At 67.8% G+C, this 18,805-nt stretch carries 15 protein-coding genes and 2 pseudogenes; 9 read left to right on the plus strand and 8 right to left on the minus strand.

Annotation, left to right across the window (positions count from 1 at the left end; all coding sequences use genetic code 11):
• Positions 1–366: 366 nt before the first annotated feature.
• The gene (locus KUM49_RS49335; protein ID WP_308406967.1) at positions 367–891 is read right to left on the minus strand and encodes a hypothetical protein; all 525 of its coding nucleotides are present in this window, start codon (positions 889–891) and stop codon (positions 367–369) included.
• A gap of 501 nt (positions 892–1,392) precedes the next feature.
• On the opposite strand from KUM49_RS49335, the gene KUM49_RS40055 reads away from it, so the two are divergent.
• Positions 1,393–1,785, plus strand: coding sequence for a VOC family protein (locus tag KUM49_RS40055; RefSeq protein ID WP_217241838.1), 393 nt, complete (start codon positions 1,393–1,395; stop codon positions 1,783–1,785).
• Between the two features lie 136 nt (positions 1,786–1,921).
• Here KUM49_RS40055 and katG read toward each other — a convergent pair whose 3' ends face one another.
• Positions 1,922–4,111 carry a catalase/peroxidase HPI gene (gene katG / locus KUM49_RS40060; RefSeq protein WP_217241897.1) on the minus strand — a complete coding sequence of 730 codons (2,190 nt, stop codon included), beginning with the start codon at positions 4,109–4,111 and terminating at the stop codon, positions 1,922–1,924.
• Between the two features lie 198 nt (positions 4,112–4,309).
• On the opposite strand from katG, the gene KUM49_RS40065 reads away from it, so the two are divergent.
• Positions 4,310–4,528 carry a hypothetical protein gene (locus tag KUM49_RS40065; RefSeq protein WP_217241839.1) on the plus strand — a complete coding sequence of 73 codons (219 nt, stop codon included), beginning with the start codon at positions 4,310–4,312 and terminating at the stop codon, positions 4,526–4,528.
• 396 nt (positions 4,529–4,924) lie between these two features.
• Here the strand turns inward: KUM49_RS40065 and KUM49_RS40070 are convergent, their stop codons facing one another.
• Positions 4,925–5,926: a LacI family DNA-binding transcriptional regulator gene (locus tag KUM49_RS40070; protein WP_217241898.1), complete on the minus strand. Its 1,002-nt coding sequence runs from the start codon at positions 5,924–5,926 to the stop codon at positions 4,925–4,927.
• 218 nt (positions 5,927–6,144) lie between these two features.
• On the opposite strand from KUM49_RS40070, the pseudogene KUM49_RS40075 reads away from it, so the two are divergent.
• The 6 genes and pseudogenes from KUM49_RS40075 to KUM49_RS40100 all read left to right on the plus strand — a co-directional run.
• A pseudogene (locus KUM49_RS40075) lies at positions 6,145–6,408 on the plus strand (PfkB family carbohydrate kinase); the annotation flags it as partial.
• 79 nt (positions 6,409–6,487) lie between these two features.
• On the plus strand, positions 6,488–7,438 hold the full coding sequence (locus KUM49_RS40080; RefSeq protein ID WP_217241840.1) for a TIM barrel protein: 951 nt from the start codon (positions 6,488–6,490) through the stop codon (positions 7,436–7,438).
• 9 nt (positions 7,439–7,447) lie between these two features.
• Positions 7,448–8,878: a sugar porter family MFS transporter gene (locus tag KUM49_RS40085; protein ID WP_217241841.1), complete on the plus strand. Its 1,431-nt coding sequence runs from the start codon at positions 7,448–7,450 to the stop codon at positions 8,876–8,878.
• A 57-nt stretch (positions 8,879–8,935) separates the two neighbouring features.
• A complete protein-coding gene (locus tag KUM49_RS40090) occupies positions 8,936–9,952 on the plus strand; it encodes a Gfo/Idh/MocA family protein (protein ID WP_217241842.1) in 1,017 nt (338 codons plus the stop codon).
• Entirely contained in the window at positions 9,949–10,818 is an 870-nt protein-coding gene (locus tag KUM49_RS40095; RefSeq protein ID WP_217241843.1) for a sugar phosphate isomerase/epimerase family protein, read from the plus strand. Before KUM49_RS40090 ends, KUM49_RS40095 begins: the two co-directional genes overlap by 4 nt.
• 390 nt (positions 10,819–11,208) lie before the next feature.
• Entirely contained in the window at positions 11,209–12,213 is a 1,005-nt protein-coding gene (locus KUM49_RS40100) for a substrate-binding domain-containing protein (RefSeq protein ID WP_217241844.1), read from the plus strand.
• Between the two features lie 269 nt (positions 12,214–12,482).
• Here KUM49_RS40100 and KUM49_RS40105 read toward each other — a convergent pair whose 3' ends face one another.
• From KUM49_RS40105 to KUM49_RS40115, 3 genes and pseudogenes are all read right to left on the minus strand, one after another.
• Positions 12,483–12,860 (minus strand): DUF6188 family protein, encoded by a 378-nt coding sequence (locus KUM49_RS40105; RefSeq protein WP_254402504.1) that lies wholly within the window; start codon positions 12,858–12,860, stop codon positions 12,483–12,485.
• 466 nt (positions 12,861–13,326) lie between these two features.
• Positions 13,327–14,124 (minus strand): annotated as a pseudogene (locus KUM49_RS50465) (helix-turn-helix transcriptional regulator).
• A gap of 9 nt (positions 14,125–14,133) precedes the next feature.
• A complete protein-coding gene (locus KUM49_RS40115) occupies positions 14,134–14,718 on the minus strand; it encodes a TetR/AcrR family transcriptional regulator (RefSeq protein WP_217241846.1) in 585 nt (194 codons plus the stop codon).
• Positions 14,719–14,872: 154 nt separating this feature from the next.
• On the opposite strand from KUM49_RS40115, the gene KUM49_RS40120 reads away from it, so the two are divergent.
• Positions 14,873–15,748 (plus strand): NAD(P)-dependent oxidoreductase, encoded by an 876-nt coding sequence (locus KUM49_RS40120; protein WP_217241847.1) that lies wholly within the window; start codon positions 14,873–14,875, stop codon positions 15,746–15,748.
• A gap of 633 nt (positions 15,749–16,381) precedes the next feature.
• On the opposite strand, the gene glpK is transcribed toward KUM49_RS40120, so the two are convergent.
• Complete coding sequence (glpK, locus tag KUM49_RS40125; protein ID WP_217241848.1) at positions 16,382–17,896, minus strand: glycerol kinase GlpK; 1,515 nt, start codon at positions 17,894–17,896, stop codon at positions 16,382–16,384.
• Between the two features lie 11 nt (positions 17,897–17,907).
• Positions 17,908–18,744 carry an MIP/aquaporin family protein gene (locus tag KUM49_RS40130; RefSeq protein ID WP_217241849.1) on the minus strand — a complete coding sequence of 279 codons (837 nt, stop codon included), beginning with the start codon at positions 18,742–18,744 and terminating at the stop codon, positions 17,908–17,910.
• Positions 18,745–18,805: the final 61 nt, after the last annotated feature.

Raw genomic sequence — 18,805 nt, forward strand, 5'->3', positions numbered from 1 at the left:
TATACGGCAGCGCTGTGAACGCCAGCGACCGGGGACGGCGGGCTCGAGTAGCCTGGGTCGCCAGATGCAGAGCCCCATTTGGGCTGACCAGACCATGCCCCACGTAGTGAAACCAGAGCACCCCTCCGGCTGCGGCCTGCTCGATCGCCTTCTCCAATACCAAGCCCAGCTCCGCGGGCTCCGCCGGATCCAGCAGCACAGTCAGGCTCTCTCTGCCCAGCCCACAGCGCTCCACCAGTGCCTCGCCTAGGTCCCGAACACTTGCAGACACCGCTGCGACATCCTCGAGTCCTGAATCCGCACCGTAGGTGCCGCACCCTGCGAGCAGAACCTGGGTGCCATCCGTCCTGAGTGCCTCCACCCCCATCACTCCCCGGACGGGACTCCTGGAGAACCGTCCCCAAGCCTCTGCGACAACTCCTCCACCAGAGCGCGCACTTCATCCGCCCCGTGCAGACTGCGCGCCAGCGGAGCCGACACCTCCACCGACGACCCGTCCGACCGGCTCAGCTTGCACACCATTTCGCCAACTGACTGGCTCCGAGCCCAGGCCACCACAGCGCTCACCAGCCCCACAGCCAACCCACCCGGTGCCAACGCCACGGTCAGAGCCTCAAGGCCACCCCCTAACGCGTCCTTACGCGAAGGCCCCTCCACCAAGCCCACCCGGCCGCGCCACTCAGGTTCCCCGGACAGCGAGCCATGAAGTGACCGCAACAGGTCACCTGGCATCCTGCTGTCGATCTGGATTCGGACTGTCCCACTCATCAAGGTCCCCCGGATGCGAGTTGCCGTGCCCGTACAGCGGGATACTTGACCAGCTGAACGGGACGTAATCCTCAAGCAGGTGTATACAGCGGATAATTGTCTATCCATTGCATAACACTTCATCCGGACCTACATGTCGAACCTCAAACCGACATCCCTGGCAACCGAACGTGAACCCGGAGTCCAGCACCAACATTCCGATCGCGGCAGTTCGACGAGCCGTCAGGCTGAAGGACCAGTTGACTGGCAGTCGTACGCCTCTGTCCTCAGGCTGCCCCGCAGACCATGCGGACCGAAGCCGCGTGCACGGGCCGCTGCGCCATGCCTGCGACCGTGAGTCTGTAGGACACCCTCAGTGGCGGTCCCTCATCGAGCCCGCGGCGGTGGGGTACAGGCCCGGCTCGGAGCGGTTTGCGATTTCAGTGTCGGTCTGTGCGAGGTCGATGGTGATCGGCTCCGGTGACTGTCCGTCGACGGAGCACAGGGCGGCGGCCGGCCATCGCTTCGTGAGGGTGAAGGGCGCACGACCATCCGGGCGTCGACCGCGTGGCGTGCCGTCGACCGTAGTCCGTGTGGTGTGCCCTGAGATCTTGTGTTGGCTCACCCGTGAAGGAGACACACGGCATGTTTGGACAGTCGCAGGCGTTCAGCGGCTTCGCGGTCGACGACCTCGGCGAGGCCCGCCGGTTCTATGGTGAGACTCTCGGTCTCCGGGTGGAGGAGACCGGGGAGGGGGACATGCGGATGCTGACCCTCACGCTCGGCAGCGGCGCGCGTGTCTTCGTCTACCCGAAGGAGACGCACACCCCCGCGACGTTCACGCTTCTCAACTTCCCCGTGGACGACATCGAGGCCGCCGTCGGTGAACTGGAGCGGCGCGGCGTGAACCTGGAGCGCTATCCCGGATTCGACCACGACGAGAAGGGCATCGTCCGTGTCGGTGACGGCGGTCCTGCGGCGATCGCGTGGTTCACCGACCCGGCCGGGAACGTTCTCTCCGTGCTCCAGGAGAATTGACGAGCGGGGCCGCTTGGTATGAGTGGCCCTCTGGGCTCGGCGGGCCCGCGTGCCGTGTGGGGTGCGCGTGCCCGCCATGGAAGCGCCGTGGGAGCTCTGCGGGACCAGCGTCCCTGCCCCCGCCCGGACAACGGGTTCAGGCCAGGTCGAACCGATCGAGGTTCATCACCTTGTCCCACGCGGCCACGAAGTCACGCACGAACTTGTGTCCCGCGTCCTGGGACGCGTAGACCTCCGAGACGGCTCGGAGCTGGGAGTGTGATCCGAAGATGAGGTCGACTGCGGTGGCGGTCCACTTGAGCTCGCCTGTGGCGCGATCCCGGCCTTCGAACACGTTCTCGTCCGAAGTCGACGCCTTCCACTCCGTGCGCATGTCGAGCAGGTTGACGAAGAAGTCGTTGGTCAGCGTCTCCGGCCGGTGAGTGAAGACGCCGTGTGAGGATCGCTTGTAGCCGGTTTTCAGGATCCGCATGCCGCCGATCAGTACCGTCATCTCGGGGGCGGTCAGCGTCAACAGGTTGGCGCGGTCCAGCAGGAGTGTCTCCGGCGACAGCTTCTCGCCCGCGCGGACGTAGTTCCGGAATCCGTCGGCCCTGGGTTCCAGCACGGCGAACGACTCCACGTCGGTCTGTTCCTGCGAGGCGTCCGTGCGCCCCGGCGCGAACGGGACGGTGATGTCGTATCCGGCGTTCTTCGCTGCTTGCTCGACGGCCGCGCAACCGCCCAGGACGATCAGGTCAGCGAGCGAAACCCTCGTGCCGCCGGCCTGTGAGCGGTTGAAGTCCTGCTGGATCAGCTCCAGCTTCTGCAGCACCTCGGCCACCTCGGGCAGGTGGTTGACCTCCCAGTCCCGTTGCGGCGCGAGGCGAATCCGTGCCCCGTTGGCCCCGCCCCGCTTGTCGGTGCCGCGGAAGCTCGCCGCCGACGCCCAAGCGGTGGTGACCAGCTGGGAGATGGACAGCCCCGAGCCGACGATCCTGCTCTTGAGAGCAGCGATGTCATCGGCCGCGACGAGTTCGTGATCGACCTCGGGGACGGGGTCCTGCCACAGTTGCGGCTCGGGAACCCACGGGCCGAGGTAGCGCGTGGCGGGTCCCATGTCGCGGTGCAACAGCTTGTACCACGCCTTGGCGAAGGCTTCCGCGAGCTTGTCCGGGTTCTCGTGGAAGCTCTTCGAGATCGGGCCGTAGACCGGATCCAGCTTCAGCGCGAGGTCCGTCGTCAGCATCATCGGAGCGTGTCTCCTCGACGGATCATGAGCATCGGGCACCGTGCCCTTGGCCGAAGGATCCGTGGGAGTCCACTGCTTGGCACCGGCGGGGCTCGTCGTCAGCTCCCATTCGTACCTGAACAGGTTGTCCAGGTACCCGTTGTCCCACCGGGTCGGCTCGGAGGTCCATGCGCCCTCGAGCCCGCTGGTGAGCGCGTCGGTGCCCTTGCCGCTGCCGTACGTGTTCCGCCAGCCGAGACCCTGTTGCTCGACGGGGGCGGCCTCGGGTTCCGGGCCGATGTACGCGGGATCGACCGCACCATGACACTTGCCGAAGGTGTGGCCGCCGACGATGAGTGCGACCGTCTCCTCGTCGTTCATTGCCATGCGCCCGAATGTCTCGCGAATGTCCCGGGCGGCGGCCATCGGATCCGGGTTTCCGCTGGGTCCCTCCGGATTGACGTAGATCAGTCCCATCTGCACGGCACCGAAGGGAGCGGCGAGTTCCCTGTCGCCGCTGTAGCGCTCATCTCCGAGCCAGATGTCCTCGGGTCCCCAGAAGATCTCCTCGGGTTCCCAGATGTCCTCTCGCCCGAATCCGAACCCGAACGTCTTGAACCCCATCGATTCCATGGCACAGTTACCGGCGAAAACCAGAAGGTCGGCCCAGGAGATTTTCTGTCCGTACTTCTGCTTGACCGGCCACAGCAAACGGCGCGCCTTGTCGAGGCTCGCGTTGTCCGGCCAACTGTTCAGGGGGGCGAAGCGCTGAGCGCCGCTGCCGCCACCGCCCCGGCCGTCGGCGACGCGGTACGTGCCCGCGGCGTGCCAGCTCATCCGGATGAAGAGCGGCCCGTAGTGGCCGTAATCGGCAGGCCACCATTCCTGTGACGTCGTCATCGCGTCGAAGACGTCCTGCTTCAGTGCGTCGAGGTCGAGGGTCGCGAACTCTCTCGCGTAGCCGAAGTCCTCGTCCATCGGATTGGAGCGGGACGAGTGCTGGTGGAGAATTTGAAGGTCCAGCTGATTCGGCCACCAGTCCCGGTTCGTCCTGGGCCGAGTCGGCGCAGGGGTCGGAGAGGCAATTGCCGGGTTCTCGCTTTCGCTACCGGACACGTCATCCTTCTTTCTGTCTCGGTGATTCCACGCACCATGCCGATGAATGTGGTGTCGCCGTCCGTATAGTCGCGTACCGCAGACGGCACCGCTACGAAACACGCAGAGCACCCCGCACGACAAAGCGCGAGCAAAGGATTTCTCTTCTGCTTGGAAGTCGATCTCCAAGCGACGGGCCGGGTGACTGCCCTGAGTCCCGTGAAGCGGACGGCGCGGCACACCGGTACGGACATGTTCGGCAGCGGTGTCCAGGTCGGGGCAGAGCCGGGACGTCCCTTCAGCGCGGCACGGTCTTCCTCGCTCAGGGCCGTGGAATGCCAGGTGAGCGTGCCGGTCACCTGCCGCACCGACGGCGGAGGCCGTGCCTGCGGCGAGGCGGTGCGCAGGGTGGCGATGTACGCGCGGACCATCCGGTAGGTGACAGGGGCGTTCTCTGTGAGGCATTCGCGGTGCAGGAGGGTGACAGGGCTGCATCCTGCGGTGAACCGCTTCATCAGACAGGGCTTGTAGGGGTCCAGCCGACTGGGCGGAGGCCGAGTCCGACGGAAGGCGTCTGCCAGTGCACGGCGCGCGCGTGGCGCAGCACGGCTTTGAGGCCGGCCCCAGCCCAGGTGGCGGGCGATCGCCCGGCGCGACCCGAGGAGAACACGCGGATGCCGCCACAGGAACGGCCGGGTGAGTCATCGCCTGGGCAACTGGGCTGATGTAGGACTTCCCACTGCAGCACAGGCAGCGGGTACGTCGGGGTGGAGGTCACGCGTCGGCCGCCTCATCCTGGCTGGTGCGAACCCGACCAGCGGTGGATCACGCACCTCAGACCTGTGACTCCGAAGCCTGTCCGCTGGTCCCCCTCACCACGAGCTTCGGGTCCAGCACGGCCTCCCGCGGTGCCACGTCCGCGCCTTCCAACCGCTCCACGGCGAAGCGCACCGCGTGCTCCGCCATGAGGACCGCGTCCTGGCGCACCGTGGTCAGGCCGATCGGCATCAGGTGGGACAGATGGCTGTCGTCGTAGCCGACGACCGACATGTCACGGGGGACGTCGACCCCCGCCCGCGTCAGCGACATCAACAGACCCCACGCGCAACGGTCGTTGCCCGCCAGGACCGCGGTCGGCAGGGGCTGCCCGCGGTCGCGCTCCGCGAGAAGCAACGTCCCCGTCTCGATGCCCGACAGCTCGGTGTGGTCACCGGGAATGACCCGCGCCTGTGACTCCAGCCCGTGACGGCGCATAGCGGCCCGGTAGGCACGCCGCCGCTCGGCCGACCCGGGGCCACGGCCGCCGTCGATGTGCACGATCCGACGGTGCCCCAGCTCGACCAGGTGGTCCATGGCCTGTCGCACCCCCTTACCCTCGGCCGAGTGCACGAAGTCGACGTGGGCGTGGGGCACTCGGCGACTGACCGACACGGTGACCGTGCGACGCCCGAGCTCGTCGAGGTAGGCAGCCTCCGCGTCGGAGCCGAGCAGGATCACTGCCTCGCAACGGTGACCGAGGAGCGCCTCGATCGCCTTGGCCTCCGCACGGCTGTGCGTGGCCGCGGAGAGCAGGACGTCGTAGCCGAGCCGTTCGGCCTCGGGGTAGATGCCCGCGATGAGGTCCGAGTGGAACGTCTGGTGCACGGTGAACATCACGCCGAGCGTGCGACTGCGCCCCCGGGCGAGCAGCCGGGCGGCGTTGTCGGGGCGGTAGCCGATCTCGTCGGCGACGCGCAGGACGCGCTCGCGGGTCTCCTGGCTGGCCCCCGGCTGGCCGCGGAAAATGATTGATACGAGTGCCCTGGACACGCCCGCCTTCGCGGCGACGTCCGCCATCGTGGGCCGTTGCTTGGCCGACGCATCCACCTGTGAACCTCCCCCTTCGACGCGCCCCACCTTACGGTCGGCCGCGAAATCTCCCAGCAACAAGCTATTGACATGACATTTGGACAGGGCTCATCGTACTTGCCTAGAGCGCGCTAGTAGAGCGCGCCAGTTCGAGAACGTCCCACGAGAACTCCCCGGTGTCTCCGGAGCGAAGGGAAACCAGCGTGATGCCGTTCGAAGTGCTGACCATGGGCCGTGTGGGAGTGGACGTGTATCCGCTCCAGACCGGCGTCGGGCTTGCGGAGGTCACCTCGCTCGGGAAGTACCTGGGCAGCAGTCCGACGAACGTCGCGGTGGCAGCCGCCCGCTACGGCCACGCCGCGGCCGTGATCACCAAGACGGGCCACGACCCGTTCGGGGACATCGCCCGCGCGGCCCTGGAGGGCTACGGCGTCGACAGCCGCAAAGTCGTCACCACCCGCTGGCCTCCCCCCGCCCAGCTGTCGCCGCCGGGTTCGACCTCCCCACCTCCGACTGAAGGTCCCCGCCCCTCCCCGTAAAGGACACACCATGGCAACGGCGCCATCCTCCCTCCGCACCATCGCGGGCAACCTGTGCCTGGGCTCCGCCCCCGACTCCTGGGGCGTCTGGTTCCCCGAGGACGAGCACCAGGTGTCGTACACCCGCTTCCTCGACGAGCTGGCCGCAGCCGGCTACCAGTGGCTCGAACTTGGGCCCTACGGCTACCTCCCGACGGATCCGCAGCGGCTGAAGGACGAGCTGGCCGCCCGTGGGCTGCAGGTCTCCGGCGGCACCGCGTTCGGCGCGCTGCACCGGCCCGATGCCTGGGACGAGATGCTCGCCCACGTCCGGCAGGTCGCCGCTCTGACCGCTGCCGCGGGCGCCCACCACCTGGTCCTCATCCCGCCGATGTACCGGGACGAGAAGAGCGGCGCGTTCACCGAGTCGCCGGAGCTGACCGCCGGGCAGTGGGCGGGCTTCGGCCGGAACGCCGACCGGCTGGGCAGGCTGCTCCTGGACGAGTACGACGTACGGCTCGTCCTCCACCCGCACGCAGACAGCCACATCCAGACCCAGCCCGAGATCGAGCGGCTGCTCAACGAGTCCGACTCCCGCTACACCAACCTCTGCCTGGACACCGGCCATGTGGCCTACGGCGGCGGCGACAACCTCGACCTGATCCGCCGCTTCGGCGAGCGGGTGGGCTACGTCCACATCAAGCAGATGGACCCCGAGATTCTTGCCCAGGTCGTCGCCGAGGACCTCTCCTTCGGCGAGGCCGTCAACCGCGGGGTGTGCGCGTCGCCCCCGGCCGGTGTGCCGAACCCGGCGGACGTGGTGGCCGAACTCGCCGGGCTTGCAGCCGAGTTGTTCGTGATCGTCGAGCAGGACCTGTACCCGTGCGCTCCCGAGGTGCCGCTGCCGATCGCGGTCAGCACCCGAGAGCACCTGGCCGGCTGCGGGTTGGCGGGTACCCGGCGCCCGACTCTTGACCGGTAGGAGGCGCCCATGGACGTCAGGGACGACAGGGACGACATCGAACAGGCCACCCCAGGCAGGGACGACACGCCGCCGGCGGTCTCCCGGCGGCTCCGGCTCATCACCGTCATCGCCACCTTCGGCGGGCTCCTCTTCGGCTACGACACCGGCGTCATCAACGGCGCCCTGCCCTACATGACCGACGACCTCGGTCTGACCCCCTTCACCGAGGGCATGGTCACCAGCTCACTGCTGCTCGGTGCCGCACTCGGCGCGGTCACCGGTGGCAGGCTGTCGGACGCGCGCGGACGGCGTCGTACGATCCTGATCCTCGCCGTGGTGTTCTTCGTCGGGGCGCTCGGCTGCACGCTCGCGCCGAACACCGCGGTCATGGTCGTGGCCCGGTTCGTGCTCGGCCTCGCGGTCGGCGGTGCCTCGGTGACCGTGCCCGTCTACCTCGCGGAGGTCTCGCCCGCCGAGCGGCGCGGTGCCCTCGTCACCCGCAACGAACTCATGATCGTGAGCGGCCAGTTGCTGGCCTTCACCTCCAACGCGATCATCGCCCGGGTCGGCGGTGAGTCCGGCGGCGTATGGCGCTGGATGCTCGTCCTCGCCACCGTCCCGGCCGTGGTGCTCTGGTTCGGCATGCTGGTGATGCCGGAGAGCCCGCGCTGGCTGGCCTCGCAGACCCGCTTCGGGGAAGCCCTGGAAGTCCTCAAGCAGGTGCGGTCCCGGCAGCGGGCCGAGGCCGAACTCGCCGAGGTGTCCGCCCTCGCCGTCAAGGAGGAGCGGGAGAAGATCGGCGGCTGGCAGGACATGAGGGCCACACCCTGGGTACGCAGGCTCATGTTCGTCGGCTTCGGCATCGCGATCGTGCAGCAGATCACCGGCGTCAACACGATCATGTACTACGGCACCCAGATCCTCACCGACGCCGGCTTCGCCGCCGACAGCGCTCTGACCGCGAACATCGCCAACGGAGTGATCTCGGTGCTGGCGACCTTCGTCGGCATCTGGCTGCTGGGCCGGGTCAATCGCCGTCCGATGCTGATGGCCGGTCAGATGGGGACCACGGCCGCTCTGTTGCTGATCGGTGTGTTCTCCCTGGTGCTCCCCTCCGGCGACGGCCGCGCCTACGCCGTGCTCGCCATGACCGTCACCTTCCTCGCCTTCCAGCAGGGCGCCATCTCGCCGGTCACCTGGCTGATGCTCTCGGAGATCTTCCCGATGCGGATGCGCGGCTTTGGGATGGGCGTGGCGGCGGTGGTGCTGTGGCTGACCAACTTCGCGATCGGACTGGTCTTCCCGTCCCTGGTCGACGGAATCGGGATCTCCAACACGTTCTTCCTCTTCGTGGCGGCGGGCGTTCTCGCCCTCACCTTCGTCCAGCGCTACGTCCCCGAAACCAGGGGGCGCTCCCTGGAAGCCCTCGAAGCCGAACTCCGTACGCGCTTCTCCTGACTCCCCCAGTCCCCGGGCCGCCATCGGCCCGGGAGGCCGCAGAAAGGACCACCACCCATGACTGTGCGTGTAGGCGTCATCGGCGCCGGCTGGATCGGCAAGGAACACATCCGGCGCCTCACCGACACCGTCACCGGCTCCCGCGTCACCGCGGTCACCGACATCGACGCCGCCCGCGCCGAGCAGGCAGCAGCGCCGGTCGGCGCCCGAGTGCTGTCCGACGGCGCGGCCCTGATCGCGGCGGACGACGTCGACGCCGTCCTCGTGACGTCCTCGGGCCCGACCCACTCCGAGCACGTGCTGAGCGCGATAGCCGCCGGGAAACCGGTGTTCTGCGAGAAGCCGCTGGCCACGACCGCCGAGGACTGTCTGAAGATCATCGATGCCGAGACGGCCCACGGCCGCCGCCTGGTCCAGGTCGGCTTCATGCGCCGCTACGACGCCGGGTACCGGCAGATGAAGCAGGTCATCGACTCCGGCCGCATCGGTGAGCCGCTGATCGTGCACTGCGCCCACCGCAACCCGACCGTTCCGCAGTCGTACACCTCCGCCATGGCCGCCCTGGACACGGCGGTGCACGAGGTGGACGTGCTGCGCTGGCTGCTCGACGACGAGATCATCTCCACCCAGGTGGTGACCCCGCGCCCCACGAGCAGGCGGTTCGCCCACCTCAAGGACCCGCAGATCATGCTCTTCGAGACCGCCAAGGGTGTCCGCATCGATCTGGAGGTCTTCGTCAACTGCCAGTACGGCTACGACATCCAGTGCGAGGCGGTCGGCGAGGAAGGCCTGGTCCGACTGCCCGACCCGGCCGCGGTCGGCCTGCGCAGCGCGGGACAGCAGAGCACGGAGGTGCTCACGGACTGGGTGGGCCGCTTCGCGGACGCCTTCGACACGGAGTTCCGCGAATGGATCGCGGGCCTCGCCGCCGGCCATGAGCCCACCGGCCCCTCCGCGTGGGACGGCTATGCCGCCACCGTCATCACCAGCGCGACCGTCGAGGCCCTGGAGTCGGGCCGCGTCGTCGCCACGGACCTCAAGCCCCGCCCCACACTCTACGGAGGTGCCGCATGAAGATAGCTCTCGACCCGTACATGTTCCGCGCCCTGCCCATCGACGACATGGTGCGCACGGTCGCCGAACTCGGCTATCAGTACATCGAGTTGTCACCACGTGACGACTTCATGCCGTTCTTCCTGCACCCGCGGGCGGACGACGGGCGGATCGCCACCCTCAAGAAATCGCTGCGCACCCACGGCGTGCAACTGTCCTCGGTCCTGCCCCTCTACAAGTGGTCCTCACCCGACGAGAGCGAGCGGCAGGCCGCCGTGCGCTACTGGAAGCGGATGGTCCAGATCACCGCCGAGCTCGAATGCACCCTGATGAACTCGGAGTTCAACGGCCGACCCGAACACGCAGCGGAGAGCGAGGCCGCGTTCTGGCGCTCGCTGGAGGAACTGCTGCCGATCTTCGAGCGGGAAGGCATCGCACTCAACCTGGAGGCCCATCCGGACGACTTCTGCGAGGAGAACACCCCCGCGGTCGACCTCGTCCGCGCGATCAACGAGTCGTGGGTGAACTACCTCTACTGCGCGCCCCATTCCTTCCACCTCTCGGGCGCCTCACAAGTCGGCGCGGACATCGCGGCGATGATGCGCTACGCCGGCGACAAGCTGAAGCACGTGCACATCGCCGACTCCTTCAACCACAAGGGCTCCTCAGGCCTGCGCTACATCCTCAACCCGCCGGGGACGGCCGCCCGTATCCACCAGCACCTCGACATCGACCAGGGCGAGGTCGACTGGAACGCCTTCTTCGGCACCCTGCGCGAGCTGGATTTCGACGGCGTCGCCACCGCCTGCGTCTTCGCCTGGGAGGAACGGGCCCGCGAGTCCTCCGCGTTCATGCTCGACCGCATCACCAAGGAACTGGCCGCCTGACCGCGACCTGCGGGTCTCCATGGCCGCCATCGGCGCGACGAGTCAACGGCCCCACGCAACAACCTGCGAACTATGTCGATACGTCCTGACAAGGATATTGACACCATCGATGGCTCGATCCATAGTACGAGTCACCGTCACTAGAGCGCGCTAGTGAAGCGCTCTAGTCAGGTATCGGACGGTCCGCACAAGACCGCCAAGTAACCGCGTCCGCCACCAGACAGGGTGTGCGCGCCGCCCCGCCGGCCCCATCGACCGAAGGCACATCCCTGGGTCACGGTGACGGACCCACCAGCAAATATTCCGCAGCGACCGGCCCACCCACACCCGAAGCCGTTCCACACCATCCGGCACAGACCATCCCGACCAGCACAGTGAGGTGCGAGGGACATGCACAGACATCACCGAGCCGCCACCCTTTCCGCAGTAGTTCTCACCGGCGCCCTGCTCGCCACCGGATGCTCCAGCAGTTCCGGCGGGAAGAAGGCCGAGGAAGGCGGAGTCGCCGCCTCCGCGGGCAAGGCCACCACTCCCCGTATGACCGTAGCCATGATCACCCACGCCGCCCCCGGCGACACCTTCTGGGACCTCATCCGCAAGGGTGCCCAGGCAGCCGCCGCGAAGGACAACATCAAGCTCGTCTACTCCAGCGACCCCAGCGCCGGCAACCAGGCCAATCTCGTACAGAACGCGATCGACCAGAAGGTCGACGGCATCGCGCTCACCGCCGCCAAGCCCGACGCCATGAAGGACGTGGTCGCCAAGGCCAAGGCGGCCGGCATCCCGGTCGTCGGCTTCAACTCCGGCGTGGCCGACTGGAAGAAGCTCGGCATGCTCGAGTACTTCGGCCAGGATGAGAACATTGCGGGCCAGGCCTTCGGCGAACGCCTCAACGGGCTCGGCGCCAAGCACTCCCTGTGCGTCATCCAGGAGCAGGGCCAGGTCGCCCTGGAGGCCCGCTGCGCCGGCCTGAAGAAGGGCTTCAACGGCAAGACCGACATCCTCTACGTCAACGGCACCGACATGCCGTCCGTGAAGTCGACGATCACCGCCAAGCTCAAGCAGGACTCCTCCATCGACCAGGTGGTCACCCTCGGCGCCCCGATCGCACTCACCGCCGTGCAGTCACTGTCCGACGCCGGCACCACAGCCAAGATCGCGACCTTCGACCTGAACAAGCAACTGGTCAAGGCTGTCCAGGACGGCACGATCGAGTTCGCCGTCGACCAGCAGCCGTACCTCCAGGGCTATCTCGCCGTCGACGCCCTCTGGCTCTACAAGACCAACGGCAACGTCAGCGGCGGCGGCACCGCGCCCGTCCTCACCGGCCCGGCCTTCATCACCAAGGACAACGCCGCCGGAGTCGCCGAGTTCGCCGCAAAGGGCACCCGGTGATGAGCATGCCCCCGCACGCCGAGCCGGCGGTGACCACACCGCCGGCCCTCGGCCCGAAGCAGCTGAGCCGAACTCCCGAACCGGCACGCCAACGCGAGTGCAGCCACGGTCAATTCATCGATTGTCTCTGACGGCACTCACGAGGTTCTGGACACATGCCGCGCACCGAGTTCCGAGCGCGTTCCGCTAGGAGTTCTAAAACCGGGGTATTCACGGAAGGGACTCCGTTGACTCCGCCGACCGCGTGGGTAACCCGCGCTTCGTGGTGGTCAGCGCTCCCAGTTTTCCTCGCCCCCAGGCCCGACCGTGATCGGCTCGATTCCGTGCCCGATCAGACGCCAGGACACGAACTGCGGGTCTGGGCCCACCCATAGCCCCGCGCCGTCTTCAAAGTCGATGACCAGCACACCGCGGTCGCGGACATCGACCGTAACCACTGTCTGCCCGAACAGCGCAAGCACGGGGGCGAGGCTCACACCTGTGCCGGGGTCCAGCTCGTGCCACTCGCCAGCAGCGTCCCGGAGCAGAAACGGCGCATGCAATATCAACTCGGCACCCAGTCGGTACCCCTCGTCCGGGTCCGGGGCACCGAAACTCAGCCCGACCTGCAGATCAAAATCTGTGCTCTCCACCCGAGCACCGATCAACGCGGTAGGAACCTTCCCTGCCCCTCAAATCCTCGGCACGCTGCCAGCATATGACTCGACGACGGTGACCATCCACGGTGGAGTCGCCTCGGGCCGGCATCCACTACTTGGGCGTGTGGACACCATAGTGACCTGGCGCGCCGCCTGGACCTCCTGAGCGAAGCGATGTCGAAAGCCAGAGGCCTGAGCCAGGTCCCCACGGGTCATCCTGACCGCGACGGATCTGCCACCGGGAGTGCGCCCCGAAGAACACCTGTCCCATGCCACCTCTGAGAGCTGGACCCGGCTGGGGGCCTCCGCAGCCGTGCTCAACCGACCGGCGACATTGGCAAGGTCCGTCTCCTGCGACAGTGCCACCTTCCTACAGCTGCCGAGCGGGAAGGCGTTCCGCGTCCGGGCGGCGGCCGATGTGTTCCTCGACTCGCTGAGCGAGGGACCAGCTCACTGGTTGTTGCGGGACAGGACGTTATTGACGCCGCCTCCAGGGCGTATACCCCCATTGCTCTTTGGGGGCATGGACCTCAAGCCGGTGGTCGGGGCTCTCTGGCTGGAGCCACACCTGGTAGTCGACCTCGACCCCTCCGACGGTTGGGTGTTGCAGACGCATGGTGCCCACGGTGCAGTCGGCGACGTCGCCTTTGGCCCAGAGCCTGGCGAAGTCGCCGCTGTGCATGGAAAGTTCGCCGATCAGTTCAGCCAACCGGGCGTCGGTGCGATACCTGCCCGCGGTGAGCCGCAGGTAGGCGACATGAGCTCGAGCCAGTTCATCCCAGTTTCGGTGCAGGTCGCGGGTGAGAGAGTCGAGAAAGAACATCCGAGAGATGGACGGCCGTCGCGCGAGATCGTGAGGCGCGTCGAAGTCGACGTGTTCTGCGACGAGGGCATGTCCGGTGCGGTTCCAGACCAGTACGTCGCCACGGCGGCCGAGCACGACGGCCGGTGTGGTCTCCCCGAGGGAGGCCAGGAGTGCCAGTACTCGTGGGTGCGGCCTTTCCGGGCGGGGGCGGACCAGGCGTGAAGTGGCGGGCTGACGGGCGAGGTTGTGCAGGTGGGCGGTCCCGGCCGAATCGAGCTGGAGCACGCCTGCGAGCGCGTCCAGGACCTATGGGGAGGCTGTACTTGCCTGGCCCTGTTCCAGCCGCGTGTAGTAGCCGGCGCTCACGCCGGCGAGCTGGGCCACGGCCTTCAGCCCCGCCCCGCCACGGCGGCGAGTTCGTCTTCGGCGACCCGGCCACCTGGAACCCCCCGACGCGGCGACCGTCACACGTGGTCCTTACGAGCGGGACACTCCGTACGAACCCACCAGGCGGGCCAGTTGTCGGCCCGTCACGCGTAGTGGTTCCTCGCTGCGGTTGACCTGGGCCGTCACTTCGGCGCCTTCCAGGGCGCTGATGATGGTGGTCGCCAGCTCCCGGGCGTCGCGGGCCTGGAAGCCGGAGCTCCGGAGCTTGTCAGTGACGATCTGCTCCCAGTTGCGAAGCGCGTCGGCGCATGCCTGCTGGATTTCGGAGTCGGTTCCCAAGGTCTCCAGTGCCGCTGCCGTGACCGGGCAGCCGTCGGTCCAACCCGATGCGCGCAGCCCTTCGGCGAGCTGTCCGGCGCAGGCCTCTACGGCCGCGTCCGGGTCCTCCTCGCTGTTCAGAGCGTCGCGGAGGACCGCCGCGAACTCCCGGTCGCTGTACTTGATGGCGGCGACCGCGACGGCCTCTTTGCCGCCCGGGAAGAAGTGGTAGACGGAGCCCAGTGTGGCCTCCGCCTCCTTGGCGATCTGCTTGATGCCCGTGCCGACATAGCCCTGGCGCTGCAGCAGGCTCGCTGCGGCGATGACGATCCGGTCCCGGGTGCTGGCCTGTCCCATGTGCACACCTTACTGGTTAGAACGTTCGTTTTAGAGCTGTGCTACATTGCTCCCGCCCTGGATAGAACGCTCGTTTTAGTCTCGTCCTCGCTGCGGCACCGGCTCGTGCCCGGGCGGCGGCTGGTCGTGAACACATCCCCCGGAGGTCTTCCCCATGAGCGCCAAGCAGCCTGTGACCGTCATCGGACTCGGCCCAATGGGGCAGGCAATGGTCCACGCCTTACTCGGGCAGGGACACCACGTCACCGTCTGGAACCGCACTGCGTCCCGCGCAGATGCCCTCGTAGCGCGCGGCGCCGTACTCGCAAAGAGCGTCGAAGACGCCGTCGCCGCCAACGAGCTGGTCGTCCTGAGCCTCACCGACTACGGCGCGATGTACACCGTGCTGGAACCGGCGTCCCACGCCCTGACCGGCCGTGTCCTCGTCAACCTCAGCTCTGACACCCCGGAGAAGACCCGCGCCGGAGCCCGGTGGGTGTCCGACCACGGCGGGGTCCACCTCACCGGTGGCGTCAACGCCTCGCCTACCGGCATCGGACAGCCCGGGTCCTCCACCTTCTACAGCGGGCCGCGCGAGGTTTTCGAAGCGCACCGGTCCACCCTCGAGGTCCTGACCGGCACGGACTACCGGGGCGAGGATCCCGGCCTCGCCGCGCTCCTGTACCAGATCGGCATGGTCATGTTCTGGACCTCCACGCTCAGTTACTGGCAGGTCGTCGCACTCGCCGACGCCAACGGGCTCACGGCAATGGACGTCCTCCCGCACGCCATCGAGACCATGACCGGGATGCCGGACTTCCTCTCCTTCTACGCCGAGCGCATCGACGCCGGCGAGCATCCCGGCGACGTGGACCGCCTCGCCATGGGCATGGCCAGCGTCGAACACGTTCTGCACACCAACGCCGACGCGGGCGTCGACACCACTCTGCCGGCCGCCGTGGCCGCTCTGTTCCGGCGCGGCATGGACGCCGGGCACGCGGCGGACAGCTTCTCCTGCCTGGTGGAGCTGATGAAGACGGCCAAGGCGTAGCAGCGGCCCGAGGCGATACCCGCAGGTCTGGACATGATCAGCAGGGGTGACTCGACCAACGCTGAGTGGGCCATGCTGGAGCCGCTGCTGCCGTCGGCCAACAACCGGTGCGGCCGGTGGCGGGACACCACCAGGTGATCAACGAGCTTCTCCACCGGCTCAGCACCGGGGCCCAGTGGAGAGAGTTGCCCGGACGCAGTCCAGGCTCAGGCGGACGCCGCGGGCGGCATCGATGGGGACATCGATGGGGACATCATCGTCGACTCCACCTCTGTCCGCGCCCACCACCACGCCGCTGGGGCACCCAAGGCGGCACTGCCCGCACCGCCAGATTCTTCAGGAAAGAGGGCTCCGCGAAGACCAGTTCGCGGAGCCGACGCGGGCGTCCTGGGCGGGGGCACCCACGTCTGCCTGGTCCTGGCCGATGACGCCCAAGCTCCAGACAGCTCAGGCAGTTCTCTGGTCAGGCCGCCTCACCGTCACGGCACTCGCACGGTCCGCGTCCGGGCCTGCGCTCTGATTGAGGCAGTGACACGCTGTGCCTGCACAGGCCGTGCAGCTTCCATCCGAGCACCCAAGTGATCTTGCGGATGGTCGCTGCGGACTTCTGGCCCATGCGCGCCCGAGTCCCGGCTATTCAACCTCGACCCAGTCGAGGCTGCGTTCCACGGCCTTCTTCCAGCCTGCGTAGCCCTTTTCCCGCTGCTCGTCGTTCCACTGCGGCTCCCACCGCTTCGACTCGTGCCAGTGCAGACGGAGCTCGTCGGTGCTCTCCCAGAAGCCGGTGGCGAGCCCCGCAGCGTAGGCGGCTCCGAGCGCGGTGGTCTCGGCGACGACAGGGCGGCTGACGGGTACGCCGAGGATGTCGGCCTGGAGTTGCATGCACAGGTCGTTGGCGGTGACGCCGCCGTCGACCCGCAGTACGTCGAGCGCCACCCCGGAGTCCTGCTCCATCGCCTCGGCCACGTCGCGGCTCTGATAGCAGATGGCCTCCAGCGTCGCCCTGGCGAGGTGTCCGTTGGTGTGGAACCTCGCGAGACCGACGATCGCTCCCCGGGCGTCGGAGCGCCAGTAGGGCGCGAACAGGCCGGAGAAGGCCGGTACGAAGTAGATGCCGCCGCTGTCCTCCACCTGCCGGGCCAGTGTCTCGACCTCCGCGGACGAGGAGATGATCCGCATCTGGTCGCGGAGCCACTGCACGGCGGACCCGGTGACCGCCATGGACCCCTCCAGCGCGTACACCGCCGGCGCGTCCCCGAACTGGTACGCCAGTGTGGTCAGCAGACCCTTGCTGGACCGGACGATCTCCGTGCCCGTGTTGAGGACCAGGAAGTTGCCGGTGCCGTAGGTGTTCTTCGCCTCGCCCGGGCGGAAGCAGACCTGGCCGACGGTGGCCGCCTGCTGGTCCCCGAGGACGCCGGTGATGGGTACGGCGGTCCGCAGCGGCCGGGTGGTGCGGGTGGACCCGAACGCCTCCGGGTGCGAGGACGGGTTGATGGCCGGGAGCATGGCCCGCGGGATGCCGAAGATGTCGAGAAGCTCTTCGTCCCAGTCGAGGGTCTCCAGGTTCATGAGCATGGTGCGGCTGGCGTTGGTGACGTCCGTGGCGTGGATGCCGCCGTTCGGGCCGCCGGTGAGGTTCCACAGCACCCAGGCGTCCGTGTTCCCGAAGACGGCCCGGCCGTCCTCGGCCGCCTCTCGGACGCCGTCGACGTTCTCCAGGATCCACTTGATCTTGCCGCCGGAGAAGTAGGTTGCCGGCGGCAGCCCCGTCTTGCGCCGGATGAGATCGCCGTGCTCCCGCTCCAGCGCCGCTGCGATCGAGTCGGTGCGGGTGTCCTGCCAGACGATCGCGTTGTAGTAGGGCTGACCGGTGCGGGGATCCCAGATGACCGTGGTCTCCCGCTGGTTGGTGATTCCGATGGCCGCCAGATCGGCGGCGGACAGGTCGCTTTGGCGGACGGCGTTCTGCATCGTGGAGTTCGTGCGTTCCCAGATCTCCACGGGGTCGTGCTCCACCCAGCCGGAGCGGGGGAAGATCTGCTCGTGCTCGAGCTGGTGGCGTGCGACCTCGTTGCCGTCGTGGTCGAAGATCATGAAGCGGGTGCTGGTGGTGCCTTGGTCCACCGCCCCGACGAATTCGGGCATGGTCGTCCCTCTCACTTGTCGGGCGTGGGCACCCGGCCGGGTTCCTGCTCGGCATCGGTAATCGGCAGGAAGGGGGTGATCAGCAGGCGGTAGAGCAGCGCACCGACCAGGCCGCCGACCAGAGGGCCGACGATCGGCACCCAGAAGTACAGGTCGCCGTTCTGATCACGCCAAGCGCCTCCGTAGCCCGTGAGGAACGCCGCCAGCCGCGGTCCCAGGTCACGGGCCGGGTTGATCGCGTAGCCCGCGTTGGTTCCCCAGGCCATGCCGATGGCGACGACGATCAGGCCGATGATGAACGGGGCCATGTTCGCGCCCGGCGGCGTGTTCAGCAGGTCGGTGACAGCGAAGACCAGCAGCACCAGCAGGGCCGTACCGATGATCTGGTCACGGAAGGCCCCGAGCTGGCTGATCGGGAGCCCGCCGTTGCCCGGCAGGGTGGAGAAGACGATCTCCGTCTTGTCGGTGTGCCCGGGGTCGGCCCTAGCCAGGACCTCGCTGTAGTTCCAGCGCACCAGCAGGGCGGCGACGAACGCGCCCGCCGTCTGGGCCAGCGCATACGGCAGGACCTTGCTCCACGGGAAGCCCTTGAAGGCCGCGAGCGCGAGGGTGACTGCGGGGTTGATGTGGGCGCCGCTGATCCGCGCCGCCACGTAGACGGCGAGGACGACGCCGAGGCCCCAGGCCCACGCGATGCTGTCGTGGTCGCCCAGGCCACCGTCGGTCAGTGCGCCACCGGCGACGACCTGCGCGACGACACCGCAGCCGAACAGAATGAGGATCATGGTTCCGACGAACTCGGCTGTGAGTTCACCGACCAGACGTTTCCTAGATGTGAGTTCCGGCATTTTTTGATCGTCGGCGGAGCGGCCGCGGGCGGCATCCGCAGGCGGTCTGCTCGGGTGAACC

This window comes from Streptomyces sp. AC555_RSS877, assembly GCF_019049245.1.
In the GTDB taxonomy this organism is placed as follows: domain Bacteria; phylum Actinomycetota; class Actinomycetes; order Streptomycetales; family Streptomycetaceae; genus Streptomyces.